The organism is Pontibacter sp. Tf4 (genome assembly GCF_014212495.1).
In the GTDB taxonomy this organism is placed as follows: domain Bacteria; phylum Bacteroidota; class Bacteroidia; order Cytophagales; family Hymenobacteraceae; genus Pontibacter.
Genome location: NZ_JACKZC010000004.1, coordinates 286425 through 306793, shown reverse-complemented (window position 1 = coordinate 306793; position 20369 = coordinate 286425). Strand labels below are relative to the sequence as shown.

The window sequence follows — 20369 nt, the reverse complement described above, 5'->3', positions numbered from 1 at the left end:
TATCCACTCCATCACTCATTCAAAATTTATAGTTACACCTGACCACAGGCTCTTAAATGCAAAAAAATAGTTGGCGGTTAAATTGCTGCTTACGCTAACCGTACTACCAGTAACCAGCAATTTAACCTGTAACTATCTGGTATAAAAATACGCACCGGTTTGCTGGCAATAAATGACTTTCGTCAATTCGGGTAAATAACAGCAACTATAGCTATAAAAGTTTACTTTATGGCAGCAGCCGGATTACCGAAAACAGTTGCTTTGGCTGGCACATCGGCTACTACCACCGAACCAGCCCCAACGCGGGCATTCTTGCCAATCTTCACGCCACTCACGATCACCACACCCGAACCAATAAAAGCGCCTTCTTCCACTTTTACTTCGGAGTTGATGATAGCGCCAGCACCGATCTGCACAAAATCAGCGATCTCGGCATTGGTGTCAACCAAAGCTCTGGACTGGATGATGCAGTTGTCGCCGATTTTGGCGTTGTTGTTCACAATAGCACCAGCCGCCACCATGTTGCCATGGCCCAGCCACGCATACTCCGACACGGAGCTGAACTTGTGAATGGCATTAACCGGCACTACTTTGTACTCATCTTTCAGCATCTTGATCAGGCCTTTGCGGGCAGCCGAATCTTCTACAGCCACAAACACGTCGCACTTCTTACCGATCAGTTTCAGAAACTCACCGTCTTCCGTGCTGCTCATCACCGACACGTTGTTGATCTCCTGTTGCTGCAGGTCTTTTTTGTCGTCGAGGAAGCAGTACACTACCACGCTGTTGCTGTTAAAAATATCTAAAGCGGCGGTGCCTAATTGCTGGGCACCTAATATGATCACAGGATTCTGCATAGCTTATCTGAAATAAGGCGCAAAGGTACGAAGAAGTGATTGAGATTGAAAACCCCACCTGTGCGTAATGAGCTTTGCGTCCCTTGCGACTTCTTTATGTTCCTTGCGTTTAGTTTAACCGCAAAGGACGCAACGTTTTCCGCGAAGGTCGCTAAGGAGTCTTTACTAACCACCGCTGCGCAAACCTGTTTTGCAATAGTAAATACACCAGGAATGGCAGGAAAATAATGCGATACCGGCTGAGCGTACCAAAGTTTGGTGTACTGATACCGATAACGATGGCCGAAGCAACTATAAACAGCAACAGCATGATATGCCATAGTTGGATGTGCTGCTGCCACCCTTTCTTGGAAGCCGCAACTATACTTACCACTGTCAGCAACAGCAACAGCAAATTTTCCAGCCCAAGCAGCAAATACAATGGCTCCCACGACTCGCCTAAGAAAGGCCGGTAAATAGCACTAAAAAATGCTTTGGGTGCATTGGCAACTATAGACGGCAGGGTTGATTCCAGCGAACTATAGCTCAGGTGTGGCCCGCCCAACGACAGAGCCAGTAAGCCATCGTAAGTCTTTACAAGGTGATGCAGAATAAAATCAATGCTGAAAATACCGCTCATCTGCCAGACGGCAACTATAGCCATACCTATGAACCCGGCTAATACCAGCAACTGCATTTTTATAGTTTGCATCGGTTTTATAATTTGGGAAAGCAGTTTTATAACCAGGTAGCAACCCAGCAAACCCAGCAACAAACCCGCGAAAAAGACCTTGATCTTAACAAAAAGGTATAGTTGCACCGGCAGTAACAGCCACGAAACTATAGTTTGTTTTTGCCCGTGGGCCAGTTGCAGAACAAAGGCCATTACCCAGCACATGCTCCCCATCAATACCGCATCTTTCAGCAAGCCTGAGCTCCAGAAAACCACCGACGGAAAGAACAGCAGCGCAACTATAGCAGCCTTTTTTGTGTCCGGGAAAACAGTGGAGAGTGTGGCCGCCAGCTTTGCCATGCCCCAGAAACTGAACAGCGAAAAGTAAAGCCCGATGAGGTAATAACTGCTACCGGTGAGCAGGTTAAAAAGGCTGAGGATTTTGAGCAGGAAAAAGGAGTTGGAGAATTCGGCAAACTCGGTAAAAGGCACCGCTGCCCGGAAAGCCTCGCTCGGGAATTCGTTAAACAACAGCAAACGCCAGTAAGCATCCGCATCATCGTGGGCCAGTCGGGTTAGTTTCTGAGATGCGGTAAAGTACGTGATCGTATCGCCTTCGCCGTAGTAATGGAAATACAACAGCCCAAGCAAAACGCCCGAAATTAGTTTAACCCCAAGCCCGGGCAACAGATATGGATGCAACTTTTTAGCCCAGCTTTGCTTGTACAGCAGCCAGCCCAACCCAAGCAGCAACACCACATTCAACAAGTATAGCAGCGGCATCACGAGCGGGAAAGCAGGTTTTGTTTCAGGATCTTGTTACCAATGGCGCATTGCAGGCAGTTTACCGGCTGGCAGTAATTTTTGTACAAACTCAGGGCAGCCTGGTTGTCGGCAGCAGTGTTGGCTTTCCAGCCCAGTTCCTCATACAGGCGCGTAATTTTGTTCGATGCCTCTTTTACTTTCTCCAGTAATTCAATGGCTTTCTCTAAATGAGTGCGGTCTCCAGTAAACTGACTATAAGCAGCAAGCAAAGGCACTGCCACGTTTATGATCAGGTTATGTGCGCTGCCTTTGCCCATAGCTTTAGTAACGCTGCCCGGCTCCGACGTCAACGTAAAACGCGTTTGCCAGAACTCCGACACCGGAACCATAAACAGCGCTTCGTATTGTTTTATAGTTTGGGCTTCAACTATAGCTGCAAAAAAACTTTGCCGGTGTGCCAGCACCGCTGCTAATTGCGCCAGCCGTATCGTCGGGAAATTGGCAGGGCGCATGCGCATAAAATTCCAGTGGTGGCGCTGCATGGCTGTATCGCGCAAACTATACTTGTGGCTCAGGAAACTATACTCTTTTGCCAGCTTTTGCACATATTCTCCATCTGCATCCGCTAAAAAACCAGCCTGGCCAAACAGGAGCGCTTCCAGCTGAAAAACCTGCCGGTGTTTGCGAACTATAGTTGCTGGTAAGGCCTGCGCCAGGCGCTCTATGGGCTGCTGGTTTATCTTAAAGCCGAACCCTTTAAACAGTACATGATAAGCCGTGGCTTCCCAGTCGTGGTTATAGTTGGCGTGGGTTTGCAGCGCTTCGTGGCCTTTCTGTTCCAGGCGTTCGGTCAGGGTGCGGCCCAGCATCATCGTCTTGGTAATTTCGGGCACGGCCGGCCACACGTTGGCGCACGGAATGGTGGTGCGGGCTTCCTGCAGTTGTTTGTAGGTAAACAGCAGCGTGGTATCTACCCTGTTTTTCAGTTCCAACACCGGAATTATGGTCCCATCTGTCCTTACTATAGTTTGGTCCGCGTCCCACACCACATGCAGTACCACCTGGTCATATTTCTGGTCGGTCTGGTGGTTGTGGCGGCGCCAGTCTGAGGCACGCAAGTGAATCTCCACACTCCCCGACCACTCTACATCGCCAATTTTAACGATAGCTTCCCTGAAATCGGGGCCTGCATCGGTGTTATAGTAGCCGGTGCGTAGTACCTGTAGCGGCTCACCTTCCGTAGTGGCCAGGTCGGTTTTACGGTAGTATTGGTGCTGCCAGATGTAGTGCAGAAAATCTTCTCTCATGGTAAAGCCGGCCCATAGCAAGGCAGAGGTCTAAGATAAGCGCAAATCAGCAGAAATTAAAAAATACGGATCTGGGTAGGCAAAATGAACCGCCCCTGTTGCTGGTTAAGGTGGTGCTTCAGGCCCTGGCGGCCGTTATCCCTTGTATCCATTTGCGGGACACCAAAAATAGAAGTTGGCGTGAGCGGCCCAAGTTCTGTGGTTACCGTGCGCTCTTCCGGCAATTTCAGATCCCTGACAGCTACTTTCAGGTCCTGGCGTGTGGGCCAGGGTATAACGCGTACTTCCGGAAGCTGATTGACGAGCTGGGTGAGCATCACGCGGGTGGTAAAGTTCTCGGGCGTATCTGTTTTGGGGATGATGAGGAATTGTTTTTCGAAACCAAGCGCCTGAAACACCACACTATCGCCTGGCAGCACAGGAAGCGAAAAAAAGCCGCTTGCCCTGCTGAGCGTGCCCCGTTTTGTACCGGGCACATACACCGCAATACCGGCCAGCCCGGCAGCACTATCCGCCGACACCACCACCCCCGACAACTGCACCACAGGAGATTGCTGCGCCGCTGCCGTTTGCAGGCCAACTATAAACAAGGCTACCGTCAGCAGGCAGTATAGTGCTGGCATTTTCAGGGGGGTTGTTGGGTTGCAGGCTCAAACTATAGTTTATTGTCTTACGGTTACGTAGGCTGACAGCTTTCCTCCCACGCCTTTGTTCCATTCGCCTAAACTAACCTTGCGGGTAAAATAGCTCCCGCCAAAAACAGCACCAAAAGCAAATAAGTATTTCTCTTTATGGCTTGGGTCAGGCAAATATTCAAAGCCGATAAAAAAATCTTCATCAACTGTAATGTTATAGTCCTGCAGGTTAACGGTTACCCAGCCTTCTTTAAGTGGCAGGCGCTTTATAATACTTTTCTCCGCTATCCGCTCACCGGGCATCCCATCCACATTCCTGTAAAAATTAATGCGCATGTTAGCAGAATCTATCTTACTACTGGTCAGGTACAGTGACGTCGAAAGCACATCAGATGGCTTGTTGTTGATCTCTATCAACTTGGCAAATTCAGAAATATCGTTTGTGTCGCTGTTATGAGATACGCCATAAATGAAGGGGTGACGCAGGGTAGTTCCGAACTTTTTAATCTTTGCTGATTTGCTCTTAACCACCACTTCGCGCAAACTTGTGGTTTTCTCCGTCAGTTTAAACTCAGCTAATCTGTCGTTAACTATAGTTTTAATCGGAACGGATAATTCGTTGAACCCGACTGCCGAAAACGTCAGGGTATCGGTGAGGGAGGTTTGTGGCAGCGAGAGGGTAAAAGTGCCGTTTATAGTTGCTGCCGTGCCAATGCCCTTCTTTTTAATGCCGATATTTACATACGGAATCGGTTCTTTGCCGTGCAGCACGTTGCCTTTTAAAACTATAGTCTGGCCGAAAGCGGTGATGGCTGAAAGTGCAAAAGCAGCCGCCAGTATAAATCTGTTCATAGAAAAGTGCAGGAAGTTTGGGTGATAACGCAGCTTTCTCAAACTATAGTATAGCCATTCCCGAATATTTAACGATCCTCCTGAAAACTATAATTTCTTCCAAATCTTGACTGGATTACTTTGCCTATTGGTTCAGACTTCCAGTGCCTGCCGGTCCCATTTGGCAAGGTCGGTGGCGGCATTGTAGGTACTGTGAAAGAAATCTAACAGCGTTTTGTCCGGGTCTTCGGCGCTCCTGACAGCCTCGTACGGAAGAATAAACTCGCCTAATGTATCGTGGAAATAAGCTGCTTCGGGTTTGATGCTGGCTGTTCTGTAGCCTTCGGGTTCCGGGTAAATGTAACTATAGAACGCGGCCTCCGGCAGTGCTTCGTTGCCGGGCCAGAAACCGCAACTGCTCACCTCATGCGAATAAGCTTCCTGTGCTATCCAGTCTGGCAGGCCAGGCACGCCACCCGGATGCTTTGGAGCCGTGCGCCCCGAAAACCGTGAAACTGCCAGATCAAAGCTGCCCCAGAAAAAATGCACCGGACTACACTTTCCCCTGAACTCAGCCCTGAACTGCTTCATTACTTTCTGGGCCTGCAGCAAGGCGTGGTGCAAGGCGCTTGCCTGTTCCGGGTTGTAGGTTCTATGGGTTTGGTCCTTATCAAACGGAATAGGGTTTTCGAGCTCGCAGGGCACTTTATAGATCGGTACATGAATGTCTAAGTCCGCCAGGGCGTGCATCAGTTTCTTGTAAAACTCGGCCACCGTCATGTTTCCCAACGACAGCTTTCGCCTTTGTCCGTTACTGGTTTTTATGTTCAGCTGGTGCTGTATCAGGTTCAGGTCTACCTGAAAGTGCTGGTTCAGCGCCGGGAGGTCGCCGGTTGTTAGCCCCGTGGGTGTCACGACCAGCGTTACGTGCCAGGAATGGTTTACCCAGGGCTGTGTTTTTATCTTCAGTTTGCCGAGCATCTGCGACCAGAGGTGGAGCGTTTCGAGTGTGTTTTTTGATGCGGTGTAGTTTAGTTCAGGCCAGCCGGTTTTCATAGTTCTGCTATAGTTAATGGTGCGTTTTTACATTAACGGCAGACGCAATTTAAAGTGGCCTGCGCAGCAAAGTAAAACACTGAAAAACAGCAACTATAGCTTTAGCCCTCGCTCTCTCCCACGCATGCGCGCTATCAGGCGGACGCTGGCTGCGTTAAGCTATAGTCTATAGTTGCAAGCTATCGTTTAAAACCGGATTTTGACGTGGCGGGACGCCACATATAGCTCACACTCGCGGGGCGCGAGCGAGGACACAGCAATTATATCAGACCCCTGCTCCTGTAAATCAGAAAAATCTCTGTGAATCTGTGGTCAGACTATAGTTTACTTTCCTGAATCGGGACGGTACTTTAACTGCAGGCCCAGCAGGAAATTGCGCAGGATCTGGTCTTTTAGCGGGCGGTAATGCTGGTGGTCGGGTTTGCGGAAAAAGGCGCTGAGCTCGGATTTACTTAACCGGAATTTCACCAGGTCCAGTACATCCAGGATGTCATCGTCTTTATAGTTTAAGGCAATTTTTAGCTTGCGCAGAATGGTGTTGTTGTTCAGGCTTTTTTCTAGTTTAGGTTGCTCGCCTTCTTTTTTGCCGCGCTTTTCGTTAATAAAACCGTTCAGGAAAGCCGCCAGGTTAATGTCTACCAGTTTCTGAAATTCCGGGTCATCCTCGGGTTTCATCCAGTTGCTGATCTCGGCGCGGGTTACTTCTTTGCCACCAGATGCAAACAGATCGATCATTTTAAAATCGCTGATATCAAAGGTGTAACGCAGGCGGCGGAGTATGTCGTTATTGTTCATGTTTATAGTTGCTTTTGCATGCACACGCTGTTTTCAACGCCTGCATACTGGCCATAGTTCGGAATTACGGTATAGCCGCTGTTTTTGTAAAGTTCTATGGCATCGACCTGTTTCATACCAGTCTCTAAAATGGTAGAACTATAGTTCAGTTCCTTTGCCCATTCTTCCAGTGCAGTCAGTATTTGCTTGGCGATACCCTGCCTTCTGAAATCCGGGTGCACAAACATGCGCTTTACTTCGGCTATAGTTTCGGTGTAAGCTTTTATAGCGCCACAGCCAGCTGGTTCACCATTTTGGTACGCAACTATAACCTCTTTTATACTATCCACTTTATTGTACTGCGCATAAAAAGCATGGTCGTCGCCATCCTTTTCTTTCAGGTCCTGGTCAAGTAAAATTATAAGGCTTCGAAAGTCAGGGTTATCGGAAGTGGTGCGGGTTAGAGTTAGGGTTAGCATTGAAGTATAGTAGATTTTAGGAATCTATAGTTTCTTGTTTATCAACAGAATATTAACACCTGCGCCATGGCATGGAAAACAAACTCCACCTTGAACTTGATTATATTCTGGTATATATCCTGTTCCACCACATTTCCCACACTTCCCATAGTCCTTAATGTTGTTCCCGAGTTCGTCAAAGACAAGTATTTCTGTATTATCGTGTTCTTGTTTATGACAATAATTGCATAGAACAATTAAATCTTCATTATCATATTCCCAAGGCAACCTGTTCTGAACATACCTTTTATGGTGAACTTGTAAATTATAAGGCTTATCTGGCTTTCCTTCTGGGATGTTTAAAGTGCTGCTTCTTTTATTACCTGATAAATCAGTCCAATGTATAACCTTCGTATCCTTCCATAATAGGTGCTTGCTACTACTCTTCATTCCAAACACATCTACTATCTGCTTATTCTCAGTTTCGTATCCTCCACAACCTTGACATCTAAATGAATCCCTATCCAAAATTTCTAATCTTTTGGATTTCCAATTACAAGTTCTCAAGTATTGGGCATATGGAATGAACGTCTCATTTCGATAAAGCTCGTTGAGTTCATCTAAGCTGATTTTATGGAATCCATATTTATCTGCAAACAGCTTATCATGGCCATCAACCTTGCAGTAGTCTTTGTACTCTTCTAAATTCATATAACTACCTATTTATAGTAAGCTTGTCCCACCTACAAATGCTGCACGTACTGCTCCAGGTAACCTTCCATTTCGCGCTGTACTTCTAGGGCTGCTTCACGGGCTTTCTCGGCGAAGTCGCGGCCGGAAGAAGCGTAGATAATAGCGCGGGAAGAATTGACCAACAGGCCGCAACGCTGGTTCATGCCTAACCGTGAGATCTCTTCCAGGCTACCGCCCTGCGCACCGATGCCTGGCACCAGCAGGAAATGGTCCGGAACTATAGCTCGCACGCGCTGCACATACTCAGCCTGAGTAGCGCCCACTACAAACATCAGCTGGCCAGCTGTGCCCCAGGTAGAACTTTCGCGCAGCACCTGCTCCCACAGGTATTCTTCGCTACCATCAGCGAGGCGCAGCATCTGGAAATCCTGGCTGCCCGGGTTAGAGGTTAAGGCCAACAATATAACCCACTTGCCACCCTGCACCAGAAACGGCTTCACCGAGTCAGAACCCATGTAAGGCGCCACGGTAACAGAGTCAAAGTTCATGGTCTCGAAAAAGGCGCGGGCGTATAGTTCGGAAGTGTTGCCGATGTCGCCGCGTTTGGCGTCGGCTATCGTAAATATTTCCTGCGGTATGTAGTTAATGGTTTTCTCCAGGCTCACCCACCCTTTAGGCCCCTGCGCCTCATAAAAAGCAATGTTTGGTTTATAGGCCACACACAAATCGGCAGTTGCATCAATGATCTGGCGGTTAAACTCAAAAACTGGGTCCTCAAAATCCAGCAAATGCTCTGGTAACTTCTTCGGGTCGGTATCGAGGCCAACGCACAGGTAGGATTTCTTTTGCAGGATCTGTTCGAATAGTTTTTCTCTTGTCATGGCGGGTAGGTTTTGTCAGGTAGAGCAAAGCTACATTTTTAGCTGCATTGCTGAAAACCTTTTTCTGGTTTTGCTGACACAACTCCAAACTATAGTTTAAATTAGAGGTACCCAAACGCAGATGCAACCATTTTTTGGTAAACCGGCTCCTTTAAGTACAAGCTAACCTGATTTTATATGACCAGACTTGCCGCCATTTTCGCGTTTTTCCTGTTCTCGGCCTTTAGCTGCTCTAAAGAAGAGGAAGCCGCAGTAGAACCACTGGAAAAATTTCCTGCTTATATAGTTGATGTTGAAGCCCCTGAAACTGCTGTTGTAGGAAGCACTCTGCCTATAAAAGTATTTTTTCAGGTGAATAACAGCTGCGGCGAGTTTAACAGGTTTGAAGCAGACACCAAAGACAAAACCACACATATCCAGGTTTACCCGCACTACCGCGAAGGCCCCTGCCTGATGGCGCTGTTCACACGGGAAGTAGTATATGAATTTAAGCCAACTGAACCCGGCACCTATACTTTCAGATTCACACCAAAATATTCGGACCAGGAAATTGTAAAAACTATAGTTGTAGGCGAGACCGGTGATTAAAGGGATTTAGCTGATTTTTATGATTTTTGTCTGAATCAGATAAGAACGGGACTTAAGAGTTTAATCGGGATGTAGAGACGCAGGATGTTGCGTCTCCGCTATGAAACTATAAGCCTAACTATAGTTTAGCCTTGTTTTGAAACTATAGCCAGGCGAGTCTGGAGACTCGCACCTACTGCACGTCACCGGTCAGATACCGGCGCCAGACTTTTTATGTCGTGGCAACTATAGCTCTAACTATAGAACTATAGTTTAGCATCATTCTGGCAATAATCAACTAAATCTAAAATCCATCGCTTCGCAGCAAAGCCGCAACATCTTGCGTCTCTACATCCGGCCAATCCAATTAATCACCATTCATCCCGGTTTAGACAAAATCATAAAAATCAGTTTAATCCCTTTAATCACTGGTCAAAAAAAGAGGCTGCTCCGTTTCCGAAGCAGCCTCTCTCATCATATAAGGTTGGTTTTATCGTAAATCTACCACGCTCACACCTTTGTATTTGGCCTTGTTAAAGCTGAAGGTATCAGCAGCCAGTGTTGGGTTTGCCTGGAAGTTTTTGATCGTATAAGTGTAGCGGTTGCCGTTGTTACGGAACATCTTCCAGCTTTTCAGGGTCTTGTCTTTCTGGTTAATGTACAGGCGCACTTTAAAGATCGGGTTGTTGCGGTCTTCCGGTGCCAGCTCAATTACGTCATACGTCACGCCATCCTGCCCTTTCTCGGCACCGGCATACGCGTATTTGTAGCCTTTCTTATACATCTCAAAAATCTTGCTCGGCGACATCACTTCTGCTTCCGGGTCAGATTCTGTAATAGTTACCTCGTTCACATCTTTCAGGTACGTCCACAGCAACTTACCATCGCTGATCACTTCCTGGCCGCTTACTGCTAATCTATACTTCGGGCCGCTTACCAGCACCGTGCCTTCCACTGTTTCTTTAGACTTGGATGAGGTGTTCTCCATGGTTTGGGCAAATGTCGCCTTAAACGCTTTCATGGTCTTGTACTTGGCACTCATCTGGTCCAGTATCTTGCCTGCTTTAGGGTCCTGTTGTGCATTGGCCAGGTTTGCAACCAGTAGCAGGGCAAGTAGCAGAGAGAAAATCTTTTTCATTTTGTAAGGGTTCAATTGGTTTGCTTAACCCATTGTATTCAATAACTGTTCCAAACTGTATTCGTCCGGAATTAAAACCTCGCGGGCCTTGCTGCCTTCAAACGGGCCAACTATACCAGCCGACTCCAACTGGTCAATTAAACGGCCGGCGCGGTTGTAGCCCAGTTTCAGGCGACGCTGCAGCAACGAGGTACTTCCCTGCTGGTGCTGCACAATAATACGGGCTGCTTCTTCAAACAACGGATCTTTATTGCTTGGGTCGAAATCGGTTTTCTCAGCACCACTGTCGTCGCCCACAAATTCAGGTAACAGGTAGGCATCGCTGTAGCCTTGCTGCTCGCCAATATAATCGCAGATACGGTCTACTTCCGGCGTATCCACAAAGGCACACTGAATTCGGATGATGTCCGACCCGATAGAGAACAGCATGTCACCCTGACCGATCAGCTGGTCGGCACCGCCGGCATCCAGAATGGTGCGGGAGTCAATTTTGGATGTTACTTTAAAGGAAATACGCGCCGGGAAGTTGGCTTTAATAATACCTGTGATAACGTTTACTGACGGACGCTGTGTAGCCACTACCAGGTGTATACCAATGGCACGAGCCAGCTGTGCCAGTCGCGCAATCGGGGTTTCCACTTCCTTGCCCGCCGTCATCATTAAATCGGCCAACTCGTCAATAACCAGCACGATGTATGGCATAAAGCGGTGGCCTTTTTTCGGATTCAGGCGACGCTCAACAAACTTGCGGTTGTACTCTTTCAGGTTACGGCAGCCGGCATCTTTCAGCAGGTCGTAGCGCATATCCATTTCCATACACAGCGAGTTCAGCGTGTTTACCACCTTTTTGGTATCGGTAATAATGGCTTCTTCACTATCCGGCAGCTTGGCTAAAAAGTGGCGCTCAATTTTGTTGAAGAGAGACAATTCCACCTTCTTCGGGTCAACCAACACAAACTTAAGCTGCGATGGATGGCGCTTATACAGTAAGGATGTAAGAATAATGTTCAGACCAACCGACTTACCCTGACCCGTAGCACCCGCCATCAGCAAGTGGGGCATTTTGGCAAGGTCGGTGATAAATACTTCGTTGGTAATGGTCTTACCGAACGCGATCGGCAGGTCCATTTCAGACTTCAGAAACTTCTCTGTACTCAGGATCGACTTGATGGACACCATCTCTTTTTTGGTGTTCGGCACTTCAATACCGATCGTTCCTTTGCCCGGAATTGGTGCAATAATACGGATACCTAAGGCAGCTAAGCTCAGGGCAATATCATCCTCAAGGTTCTTGATCTTGGAGATACGCACACCGGCATCCGGCACAATTTCGTACAGCGTTACCGTCGGGCCTATAGTTGCTTTAATGCTAGCAATACCAATGTTATAGTTGCCCAGCGTCTCTACGATCTTGTCTTTATTGGCTTCCAGCTCCTCTTTGGTAACCGATACTTTGCTGGCGCCATACTCATTCAGTAATTCTATAGTTGGGTACTGGTAACGGGCAAGGTCCAAAGTTGGGTCATAGTTCTCGATGGCGTCACCTACTTCTTCTTCGGGGGCTTCTTCAATTACCAGGTCCAGTTCCTCCTCACCATCAGCGGTGTCAAATTCCAGTTCGGCTTCTTCCAGAATACTTTCGTCTTCAATGTCCAGTTCCAGGGGTGGAGCAGTTGGTTTGGGTGCCACGGTTGTAACAGGTGCTATCGAGCGAAGCTCCATTTCCAGCGCCTGGTTTATAGCATCTTCTTCCTCATCATCAAAGAGCTCTTCGTCCTCCTCTTCATAGTCCAGCGAAGCAGTCGGGTCGGCGTTGTGGTTGATGCCGCGGGCCGAGCCGTGCACCACTTCTCCGATACCTGACGCGGCTCTGTTATGCATGGCGGTGTTTTCAGTAGTCTCCGGTTCTGTTTTGCCGCTTCCCCAGCTCAGGCTTGTAATATCGAAGAAGAAAACCAGAAACACCAGGAACAGGAATGCCAGCACCAGCCCGGAACCCCAGCCAATCAGCGAGGTCATCCAGACAGCAGTTTCGATGCCGATGCCGCCACCTAAAAAGCCCAGGTCCTCCACTGCGCCGCTTACATATATAATGTAGCCCAGCGTTAAGCTCAGCCACAGCATACTGAAACTGCACAGCCCCAGCACATACGACAACGATATAGTTAATCTTCTGAAAACCAGGCGGGCACCTGTAAAGAACACGATCGGGATTACAAAGAAAGCGCCCAGCCCCAGCCACTTAAAGATGAACAGATGCGATAACCAGGCACCAAACAGGCCCAGCCAGTTTTCTGCTTCCTTGCCGCTTTCCTTCAGGCCGGTGCTGTTCACCGATTCCACCACACTCTGGTCGGCATGACCGGTGAAAAGGTACGACACGAACGCAATGATCATGCAGAACGACAGCAGCAGAAAGAAAAATCCGGTGAACAGACGAAAGCGCTTATCCTTCAGGAAACTGATCCTGAAGCCTGGCAGCTTTAGTTTAGGAAGAGAAAAATTAAACGATCTGCCGGATTTCTTTTTAGGTGCAGCCTGCCCTTTCGGTGTATTGGCAGCGGTACGTGGCTCGTTGCTGCGCCCCCTAAATTCGTTCGTTGCCCTGCTTCCGTTCAGCGGTTCGTTTCTGTACGTGTTCTTTGCCATACCCTTCGACTAATTAGAATTCCAAATTTACATTTTTTAGGATGGAATGCGAAGAGCAAACAGCAAGCCGCTAAAAAATTTATCTGGCCAACAGTTTCTTGTTAATCTGACTGATGAGCGCAGGTCCTTCGTAAATAAAACCGGTGTATAGTTGCACCAGGTCGGCGCCGGCGTCCAGTTTCTCTAAAGCGTCCTCAGCGGTCATAATGCCGCCCACGCCAATCAGTTTTATAGTTTGCGGCAGGTGCTGGCGCAGGTAACGGATAATTTCGGTAGAGCGTTTGGTGAGTGGTTTGCCACTAAGCCCACCGGCTCCAATATCCTGTACCTTTTGTGAGGAAGTGTGCAGCCCGTCTCGGCTTATGGTGGTGTTGGTGGCGATTATGCCGCTTAGCTTAGCCTCTTTGGCAATCTCGATGATGTCGTTTAGCTGTGGTTCGTTCAGGTCCGGGGCGATTTTTAACAGCAGTGGCTTTGGTTTGGGCATTTTGCTGTTTTGTTCCTGCAGGGCCAGCAACAGTTGCTGCAATGGCTCTTTTTCCTGCAATGCGCGCAGGTCCGGGGTGTTGGGCGAGCTTACGTTTACCACAAAATAATCTACCACCTCATACAGCGCCTTAAAACAATATAGGTAGTCGTTCAGGGCTTCCTCGTTGGGTGTAATTTTGTTCTTACCAATGTTGCCACCAACTATAATGTTGCTTTGGCGGGTTTTTAAACGGGCAACGGCTGCATCCACACCCTCATTGTTAAAGCCCATGCGGTTGATAATGGCTTGGTCTTCAGGCAATCTGAAAAGGCGAGGCTTCGGATTCCCCTCCTGCCCTTTCGGCGTCAGTGTCCCGATCTCGATAAAACCGAAGCCTAAATTTGCCAGTTCGTCTATCAGTTTGGCATCCTTGTCAAAACCTGCAGCCAGGCCAACCGGGTTCGGAAACGTTAATCCAAACAGGTTGCGCTCCAGTTTCGGGCTGTGCACGCCAAACATGCTGTTACTTATAGTTTGCGCAAAGGGCAATTTATAAATGGTACGCAGCGCATCGGTGGTCAGGTAGTGTACTTTCTCAGGGTCGAGTTTGAAGAGTAGCGGGCGAAGCAGGCTTTTATACACGGCAGCAGGGGTTTAGGGTTTGCTGCCCGCAAAGATAGGGATTGAAGTTAGAAAGTTAGAAAGTTTGGAAGTTTCTATAGTTTGAGAGTTTAAGAGTTAGTGAGTTTGAGAAGTTGCTATAGTTGGAAAGTGGAGAAGTTCTGGGAATGGATGGTTTTAAACTATAGTTCAGTTCGGGCAAACTATAGTTGCTTATTTGGACTTCCTTATCCGGAAGCAATATGCTGGGGATTTCTTTATTCCTGTGAAATAAAAGGCAGTTTACGAAAACCGAAACAGTAAACTATAGTTACAGACCGACCTCACAGTGTTTGCAAAACCTGTGAGTGTCTTGTTTGCAACGAAGCGTATGCTGCAAGTTCAAACACTCACAGGTCTTATAGATACTGTGAGGTTTGCTTCTATTCTGCTTTCAACTTTTTCCAGGCAGCTTCCAAGGCCGGGTTAGGAACCGGTTTATAGTTTGTTTCAGGAATGTGGCTCTCTATTTCGTTGATTCTGTCCTGTGTAGCGGGGTGGGTACTGATAAACTTCAGAAACTCCGGCGCATCGGATTGCAGGCGTTCCATCAGCCAGACCATGCCTTGCGGGTTCAGGTTGTTCTGTACCAGCAGTTCCAGTCCGGCTTTATCGGCATCTGTTTCAGCGCTGCGGCTGTACTCCAGGTTGGTTAAGGTCGAGGCGTTGTCTACTATAACAGCAGCAATACCGCTTACATCGCCAAAAAGGATAGAAAGCAGCATGTAATAAGATAAGCTACGGGCTAAGGCTTTGGTAGAATGGCGCATCTGCACGTGCCCTATCTCGTGGCCCAGCAAACCGGCCAGTTCTTCGTGGTGCTCCATCTCATCCAGAATGGCATCGTGCACCACCACAAATCCGCCCGGTATGGCAAATGCATTTACCTGATCGTTCTTCACAACCGTTACCTGCACCGGGAAGTCAGATTCTACGTGTAGGGCGGCTACATATTCCTGCAGGGCTGCGGTTTTAGCAGAGTCTACGGTATGGCCCATCATCATCTGGTGGTATAGTTGCTCGCCCATTGCCCGCTCATATTCTTCCGGAAAATGTGCTGCCGCTTTTTCGGCCAGTGCCGGTATGCCCCACACAAACAGAACTATAGCCAACACCAGCAAACTAACGCCGCCAATTACCAGCCCTTTCACTCCCGTTCTCTGAAACGAATCGTACTTCGACCGCAGAAAGCTGGCTCCGCTGAACTTCATTTCCAGCACTTCCCTGAAGCCCTGCTCAAACACCGCAATGCTCTGCCTCGGAAAGCCGCCATACTCCAGTACCGTGGTCGCGTCATTAAACTCCGATTTATGGATCTGATCCAGGTGCCATATCTCGGTTCCGCTGTCACCGTCGGCGCGCCAGCTGATGCGGATATAGTTGGGCTCCAGTGTAATAAAAGCGGGCATACCTTTAGAGGTACGCCCATTATAATATTTGCCTTCAAACATAAGTTTAGATGATACCGATGTCCATCATATCGGCCATGTCTTCAAAGGTAGCATTTTTATACTCTTCTTCGGTCTGGGCCAGCGCGTCCGGGTTAAACTCCCCTATTATCTCGCAGTTATTAACTATAGCATGCATGGTGCGCGTAACCACCCAGGCATAGCCCAGGCCAAGCGTAAATACCATAATCAGCAGGTTACCCACTGCCAGCACAAAATACTGACCACCGGTGAGAGAGGTATCCAAGCGACTGTACTTGCCATCTTGCTCTATAAAGATGTTGTTAATGTAGAAGTGCACCAGGTCTTTGGCCCACCAGAAAGAATAAATACCTAAGGTAAAAATGGTGAAGATGTAGCCTTTAATGTTCAGGATCAGCAGCTCGCCACCGTCGCCGGTATAGCTGAACTGAGCATTACCGAAGCGCAGGTTCTTAAAGATCTCTTTACGAATGTTGGTCGTAAACCAGGCGCTGTAAATACCAAATGTGATGATCGTTAAAAATAGATTCAGGTAGAAAACCTTGAACATGCTACCTAAGGTGCCACGGTAGCCCATGTGTATACCGCGCCAGCTGGTGCGTGAGGTACGGTAGCGCATCATGCCGTGTATGGCTAATGGTACCAGCACCGAAAGACCTCCCATAAAAACAAACAGGCAGAGAAAATACATACCCAGGTCTGTCTGGGCCTGCAGCGTTCCGTAGATCAGAATGCTGTAAAGCACTGCAAAAATGCCCAGGCCTTTTATAAACCCGATAAACATTTCTTTACCGGTGCCATGGAAAGTAAACGGACTGCCAGCCAGCTCGGTTTTGCGGTAAATGTACTGCAGGTTTTTGGCTTTGGCCCAGGGGTAATACAAGCCCAGTGTTACCAGCATCAGCGCAATGTTCACGATCTGGATGCTGAAGAGCTCGGTGCCTTGTCCGTTAAAAGCTAAAGTTGGTTTAGATACGATTGTTTCCTGTTGTGTAGAAGTTTCCTGCATAAGGTTTGTTTAAATAGTTTCCGGCTAAAAGAGAATACCATACACCTCTTTAAAATGCAGAATATTCCTCCCTAAATATAGGTAACAAGGGATGTACTTTCCAAACGAGGGCCGGAGATTTAGCTTAAATTCAGTAAAAACAACTATGCAGGAACTGGTTTCAACTCAAACACTTACCCAGATCTGATCTTCAACTTATACACTTCAAAGCAACTATAGCTATCTATAGTTCAGGTGTTTTTTTTCAGACGGAAGTTAAAAGATGAGTTGTATGATCTGCCAGCACCGGTCTATTGCTTGCAGAATGCCGGAATCGTGAATTAACAGGAGTTGGTAACTGAACACGCCGAATCCAGCCAGGGCAACTACCGCATAAAAGATCTTCCAGCCAATGCCTGCCGGGTGGATTTTACCATTATGGTAAGCGATCTTCACGCTTTGGCCTTTATAGAACAACGGAATACTGCCGCCTATGTCCAGCCTTTGTTCCAGAATAACGCCATCCTGATCCGAAAACTGTACTGTGGGGAAATACAGGTAGGTCAGTTTCCCGCTGGAAACACTCCATTTGCCTTTAACAGCAATTACTTTCCCGGTGGTGTGGTATCTGTATTTAGTTTGATAGTAGTCTGTGATAAGCCAGTACACCCCGACGCAGAAGAGAGCCAACCCAAATACTAACAGAAAAACATCCATCTACTATAGTCTTTACCTAACTCCTCGGATGGAAATCCTTTATCACCTGCTTCAGGTAGTCTCTGTCGAGGTGTGTGTAGATTTCGGTAGTAGTGATGGATTCGTGGCCCAGCATTTCCTGCACGGCACGCAGATCGGCGCCGCCTTCTATTAAGTGCGTGGCAAACGAATGGCGGAACGTGTGCGGGCTTACCTGTTTCTGGATGCCGGCTCTGGCTGCCAGGTCTTTGATGATGGTAAAAATCATAACGCGGGTTAGTTTGGCGCCGCGCCGGTTCAGGAACACAATGTCTTCGTGCCCTTTCTTGATCTTGAGATGACAGCGCACGCCTTCGCGGTATAGTTTAATGTGTTTCAGGGCATCCCTACCGATCGGCACCAGGCGTTCCTTATCGCCTTTACCTGCTACTTTTATAAAGCCCATGTCCTCGTACAGGTTGCTCAGTTTCAGGTCCAGTAGCTCCGATACGCGCAGGCCCGAACTATAGAGCGTTTCCAGCATGGCGCGGTTTCGCGTTCCTTCCGGCGTAGACAGGTCTATGGCTGCCAGCAGCTGCTCTATCTCATGGAAGTTCAGTGTATCGGGTAGTTTTCGGTCCAGTTTCGGGGCCTCAATTGTTTCGGTCGGGTCGGTGGTCATCAGGTCCTCCATGATCAGGAACTTGTAAAAAGCCCGGATGCCCGACAGCGTTCGGGCCTGCGAGTGCACCGTCATGCCCAGTTCATTCACCCACTCCAGGAAATCACGCAGTATGGCCGGCGTTATTTTATCGGGAGCAACCTGCAATCCGTTCAGTTCCAGGAAATCCGTCAGTTTGCGCACATCCCGCAGGTAAGCTTCCACGGAGTTGCCCGATAACGACTTCTCCAGCCGCAGGTATTGCTCAAATTGCTTTACAGTGATGTTCCAGGTCATGTAAGAAGTTTAGGAGTTAGAGAGTTTAGGAGTTAAAGAGTCTGATAGGCTGGAATTCAGGGAGTGTAGAGACGCAATATTTTGCGTCTTTTTACTTTATCTGAGCCAACAATTTAACCATCCAACAATTAAACAATTTAAAGTATAGCAAATATAGTTAATCCTTACCTTTGTGGCTTCCGTTTTATCCGGAAAACGAGCTAACACCCGAAGTCTATGAAAATACTGATCCTGAACGGCCCTAACCTGAACCTGCTGGGCATCCGTGAAAAAGCCGTATATGGCAGCCGCTCTTTCGAAGATTATTTTGAAGAGCTGAAGGAAGCATTTCCGGCGCTGGAGCTAAGCTATTTCCAGAGCAACACCGAAGGCGCCCTGATCGATAAGCTGCACGAAGTAGGTTTTACCTACAAAGGGATCGTATTTAATGCCGGGGCGTATACGCATACATCGGTAGCCCTTTCGGATGCTGTAAAAGCCATCGAAACGCCGGTAGTGGAAGTGCATATCTCCAATATTTATGCCCGCGAGGCTTTCCGGTACAAAAGCATGCTGGCCCCGTATTGCACCGGAACTATAGTTGGCTTCGGCTTAGAGAGTTACCGCATGGCCCTGCAGTATTTTGAGCGCCTGAAGCCGAAGCAAATTGGCTTTGGTGCCAAATAAAAGCAAGGGCGCTGCGTTAGGGTATTAAAATAAATTTCGACTTAAAAATATAGCTTTTACGCTATATTTTGTTTATATTTCCACATGATGCTTAACTTCTACCCAGGCCCGTCTAAAATCTATCCTGAAGTGCGCAGCTACCTTACGGCTGCCTACGACGAAGGCTTTCTGGGTACACCACACCGCGGAGAACAGTTTGTGCAGCTTTCCAGGGCTACGGTAGGCCTGCTGAAGCGCAAGATCAATATCCCCGAAGATTATTACATCTTCTTCACCTCCAGCGCCACCGAATGCTGGGAGATCCTGATCCAGAGCCTTACCCGCCACAAAAGCTACCACCTTTACAACGGCTCTTTCGGCGAGAAATGGCTGCAATATGCCCAGAAACTGCGCCCTAAATCCGAGGGGCTTGCCTTTGATATAAACGAACCCCTGCCGGTAGAGCAACTCCAGATCAGCTCCGACACCGAACTTATCTGCTTTACACAGAACGAGACTTCCAACGGCACACAGGTATCGCAGACCTCTATTCTGAACCTGCACAACCGCTACCGCGACACGCTGATCGCTGTAGATGCCACCTCCTCCATGGCCGGACTCAACCTGAAATTCATAAAAGCGGATATCTGGTTTGCATCGGTGCAGAAGTGTTTTGGTTTACCGGCCGGTCTGGGCGTGCTGGTCTGCTCGCCACGGGCTATTTTCCGGGCAAAGCAGATAGCCGAGCGCGGGCACTACAACAGCCTAGTAAGCATGTACGAGAAAATGCTGAACTACCAGACCACCCACACCCCCAACGTGCTGGGCATTTACCTGCTGCGCCGCGTGCTCGAAGACCGCCCATTCATTAAAACCCTGGACCAGGAACTGACCGACCGCTCACAGGACCTGTACGAATTCTTTTCGCAGTTTCAGGACATGCAGCTGCTGATCGAAAACGAGGAAGTTCGCTCTAAAACCGTAATAGCGCTGCAGGCTACCGAGCGGCTGGTAGATGATATGAAAAAACGCGCCCTGCACCACAACATACGGCTGGGCAACGGGTACGGGCCATGGCAGCGCAACACCTTCCGGATCGCCAATTTCCCGGCCATACTGGATGAGGAGTACGAAGAACTGAAACGCTTTTTTCTGCACTATTACGCCTGAGCTACCTGTCTGAATGGTTAAATTGTTAAATTGCTGCCTTATTTAAGCAGCTTTATAGTTGCTTTTGGGGTATAAGCACTTTAACAATTTAGAAATCAGCCATTCAATCAA

20 protein-coding genes are annotated in these 20369 nt (G+C 48.2%); 3 read left to right on the top strand and 17 right to left on the bottom strand.

Going from position 1 to position 20369, the window contains the following annotated elements:
• Nucleotides 1–221: 221 nt before the first annotated feature.
• From H7F15_RS08700 to pyrF, 10 genes are all read right to left on the bottom strand, one after another.
• Nucleotides 222–857 carry a NeuD/PglB/VioB family sugar acetyltransferase gene (locus H7F15_RS08700; protein WP_185196578.1) on the bottom strand — a complete coding sequence of 212 codons (636 nt, stop codon included), beginning with the start codon at nt 855–857 and terminating at the stop codon, nt 222–224.
• A gap of 151 nt (nt 858–1008) precedes the next feature.
• A complete protein-coding gene (locus H7F15_RS08695; RefSeq protein ID WP_185196577.1) occupies nt 1009–2295 on the bottom strand; it encodes a hypothetical protein in 1287 nt (428 codons plus the stop codon).
• Entirely contained in the window at nt 2292–3581 is a 1290-nt protein-coding gene (locus H7F15_RS08690; protein WP_185196576.1) for a DUF2851 family protein, read from the bottom strand. Before H7F15_RS08690 ends, H7F15_RS08695 begins: the two co-directional genes overlap by 4 nt.
• Before the next feature lie 56 nt (nt 3582–3637).
• Nucleotides 3638–4204, bottom strand: a complete 567-nt coding sequence (locus tag H7F15_RS08685) for a carboxypeptidase-like regulatory domain-containing protein (protein ID WP_185196575.1) — start codon at nt 4202–4204, stop codon at nt 3638–3640.
• Between the two features lie 39 nt (nt 4205–4243).
• The gene (locus H7F15_RS08680) at nt 4244–5068 is read right to left on the bottom strand and encodes a carboxypeptidase-like regulatory domain-containing protein (RefSeq protein ID WP_185196574.1); all 825 of its coding nucleotides are present in this window, start codon (nt 5066–5068) and stop codon (nt 4244–4246) included.
• A gap of 132 nt (nt 5069–5200) precedes the next feature.
• A complete protein-coding gene (locus tag H7F15_RS08675) occupies nt 5201–6103 on the bottom strand; it encodes a DUF5996 family protein (RefSeq protein WP_185196573.1) in 903 nt (300 codons plus the stop codon).
• A 324-nt stretch (nt 6104–6427) separates the two neighbouring features.
• Nucleotides 6428–6898 (bottom strand): DUF1456 family protein, encoded by a 471-nt coding sequence (locus H7F15_RS08670; RefSeq protein ID WP_185196572.1) that lies wholly within the window; start codon nt 6896–6898, stop codon nt 6428–6430.
• Nucleotides 6899–6900: 2 nt separating this feature from the next.
• A complete protein-coding gene (locus H7F15_RS08665) occupies nt 6901–7356 on the bottom strand; it encodes a GNAT family N-acetyltransferase (protein WP_185196571.1) in 456 nt (151 codons plus the stop codon).
• A 24-nt stretch (nt 7357–7380) separates the two neighbouring features.
• Nucleotides 7381–8046 carry an HNH endonuclease signature motif containing protein gene (locus H7F15_RS08660; protein WP_185196570.1) on the bottom strand — a complete coding sequence of 222 codons (666 nt, stop codon included), beginning with the start codon at nt 8044–8046 and terminating at the stop codon, nt 7381–7383.
• Nucleotides 8047–8078: 32 nt separating this feature from the next.
• Nucleotides 8079–8909 carry an orotidine-5'-phosphate decarboxylase gene (gene pyrF / locus H7F15_RS08655; RefSeq protein ID WP_185196569.1) on the bottom strand — a complete coding sequence of 277 codons (831 nt, stop codon included), beginning with the start codon at nt 8907–8909 and terminating at the stop codon, nt 8079–8081.
• 177 nt (nt 8910–9086) lie between these two features.
• Between pyrF and H7F15_RS08650 the strand changes: the two genes are divergently transcribed.
• Nucleotides 9087–9497, top strand: a complete 411-nt coding sequence (locus tag H7F15_RS08650) for a hypothetical protein (RefSeq protein WP_185196568.1) — start codon at nt 9087–9089, stop codon at nt 9495–9497.
• A gap of 469 nt (nt 9498–9966) precedes the next feature.
• Here the strand turns inward: H7F15_RS08650 and H7F15_RS08645 are convergent, their stop codons facing one another.
• The 7 genes from H7F15_RS08645 to xerD all read right to left on the bottom strand — a co-directional run bounded on the left by H7F15_RS08645 (nt 9967) and on the right by xerD (nt 18443).
• Nucleotides 9967–10614, bottom strand: a complete 648-nt coding sequence (locus tag H7F15_RS08645) for an outer membrane lipoprotein carrier protein LolA (RefSeq protein ID WP_185196567.1) — start codon at nt 10612–10614, stop codon at nt 9967–9969.
• 24 nt (nt 10615–10638) lie between these two features.
• A complete protein-coding gene (locus tag H7F15_RS08640; protein ID WP_185196566.1) occupies nt 10639–13263 on the bottom strand; it encodes a DNA translocase FtsK in 2625 nt (874 codons plus the stop codon).
• Nucleotides 13264–13342: 79 nt separating this feature from the next.
• Complete coding sequence (locus tag H7F15_RS08635; RefSeq protein ID WP_185196565.1) at nt 13343–14374, bottom strand: quinone-dependent dihydroorotate dehydrogenase; 1032 nt, start codon at nt 14372–14374, stop codon at nt 13343–13345.
• A gap of 401 nt (nt 14375–14775) precedes the next feature.
• Complete coding sequence (locus H7F15_RS08630; protein WP_185196564.1) at nt 14776–15801, bottom strand: M48 family metallopeptidase; 1026 nt, start codon at nt 15799–15801, stop codon at nt 14776–14778.
• A gap of 46 nt (nt 15802–15847) precedes the next feature.
• Complete coding sequence (locus tag H7F15_RS08625) at nt 15848–16831, bottom strand: YjgN family protein (protein WP_185196563.1); 984 nt, start codon at nt 16829–16831, stop codon at nt 15848–15850.
• Nucleotides 16832–17086: 255 nt separating this feature from the next.
• The gene (locus H7F15_RS08620) at nt 17087–17527 is read right to left on the bottom strand and encodes a DUF3592 domain-containing protein (RefSeq protein WP_185196562.1); all 441 of its coding nucleotides are present in this window, start codon (nt 17525–17527) and stop codon (nt 17087–17089) included.
• 16 nt (nt 17528–17543) lie between these two features.
• On the bottom strand, nt 17544–18443 hold the full coding sequence (gene xerD / locus H7F15_RS08615) for a site-specific tyrosine recombinase XerD (protein ID WP_185196561.1): 900 nt from the start codon (nt 18441–18443) through the stop codon (nt 17544–17546).
• Nucleotides 18444–18659: 216 nt separating this feature from the next.
• Here xerD and aroQ point away from each other — a divergent pair, with 216 nt between their 5' ends.
• Both aroQ and H7F15_RS08605 read left to right on the top strand, forming a co-directional pair.
• Nucleotides 18660–19109 carry a type II 3-dehydroquinate dehydratase gene (aroQ, locus tag H7F15_RS08610; protein ID WP_185196560.1) on the top strand — a complete coding sequence of 150 codons (450 nt, stop codon included), beginning with the start codon at nt 18660–18662 and terminating at the stop codon, nt 19107–19109.
• Between the two features lie 84 nt (nt 19110–19193).
• Nucleotides 19194–20258, top strand: coding sequence for an aminotransferase class V-fold PLP-dependent enzyme (locus tag H7F15_RS08605; RefSeq protein ID WP_370523523.1), 1065 nt, complete (start codon nt 19194–19196; stop codon nt 20256–20258).
• The last annotated feature ends 111 nt before the right edge of the window (nt 20259–20369 follow it).

Excerpts from the sequence above, each read along its gene's own strand:
- H7F15_RS08700 (WP_185196578.1), bottom strand. The coding sequence starts at position 857 with ATGCAGAATCCTGTGATCATATTAGGTGCCCAGCAATTAGGCACCGCC.
- H7F15_RS08690 (WP_185196576.1), bottom strand. The coding sequence starts at position 3,581 with ATGAGAGAAGATTTTCTGCACTACATCTGGCAGCACCAATACTACCGT.
- H7F15_RS08685 (WP_185196575.1), bottom strand. The coding sequence starts at position 4,204 with ATGCCAGCACTATACTGCCTGCTGACGGTAGCCTTGTTTATAGTTGGC.
- H7F15_RS08680 (WP_185196574.1), bottom strand. The coding sequence starts at position 5,068 with ATGAACAGATTTATACTGGCGGCTGCTTTTGCACTTTCAGCCATCACC.
- H7F15_RS08675 (WP_185196573.1), bottom strand. The coding sequence starts at position 6,103 with ATGAAAACCGGCTGGCCTGAACTAAACTACACCGCATCAAAAAACACA.
- H7F15_RS08670 (WP_185196572.1), bottom strand. The coding sequence starts at position 6,898 with ATGAACAATAACGACATACTCCGCCGCCTGCGTTACACCTTTGATATC.
- H7F15_RS08665 (WP_185196571.1), bottom strand. The coding sequence starts at position 7,356 with ATGCTAACCCTAACTCTAACCCGCACCACTTCCGATAACCCTGACTTT.
- H7F15_RS08660 (WP_185196570.1), bottom strand. The coding sequence starts at position 8,046 with ATGAATTTAGAAGAGTACAAAGACTACTGCAAGGTTGATGGCCATGAT.
- pyrF (WP_185196569.1), bottom strand. The coding sequence starts at position 8,909 with ATGACAAGAGAAAAACTATTCGAACAGATCCTGCAAAAGAAATCCTAC.
- H7F15_RS08650 (WP_185196568.1), top strand. The coding sequence starts at position 9,087 with ATGACCAGACTTGCCGCCATTTTCGCGTTTTTCCTGTTCTCGGCCTTT.
- H7F15_RS08645 (WP_185196567.1), bottom strand. The coding sequence starts at position 10,614 with ATGAAAAAGATTTTCTCTCTGCTACTTGCCCTGCTACTGGTTGCAAAC.
- H7F15_RS08640 (WP_185196566.1), bottom strand. The coding sequence starts at position 13,263 with ATGGCAAAGAACACGTACAGAAACGAACCGCTGAACGGAAGCAGGGCA.
- H7F15_RS08630 (WP_185196564.1), bottom strand. The coding sequence starts at position 15,801 with ATGCCCGCTTTTATTACACTGGAGCCCAACTATATCCGCATCAGCTGG.
- H7F15_RS08625 (WP_185196563.1), bottom strand. The coding sequence starts at position 16,831 with ATGCAGGAAACTTCTACACAACAGGAAACAATCGTATCTAAACCAACT.
- H7F15_RS08620 (WP_185196562.1), bottom strand. The coding sequence starts at position 17,527 with ATGGATGTTTTTCTGTTAGTATTTGGGTTGGCTCTCTTCTGCGTCGGG.
- xerD (WP_185196561.1), bottom strand. The coding sequence starts at position 18,443 with ATGACCTGGAACATCACTGTAAAGCAATTTGAGCAATACCTGCGGCTG.
- aroQ (WP_185196560.1), top strand. The coding sequence starts at position 18,660 with ATGAAAATACTGATCCTGAACGGCCCTAACCTGAACCTGCTGGGCATC.
- H7F15_RS08605 (WP_370523523.1), top strand. The coding sequence starts at position 19,194 with ATGATGCTTAACTTCTACCCAGGCCCGTCTAAAATCTATCCTGAAGTG.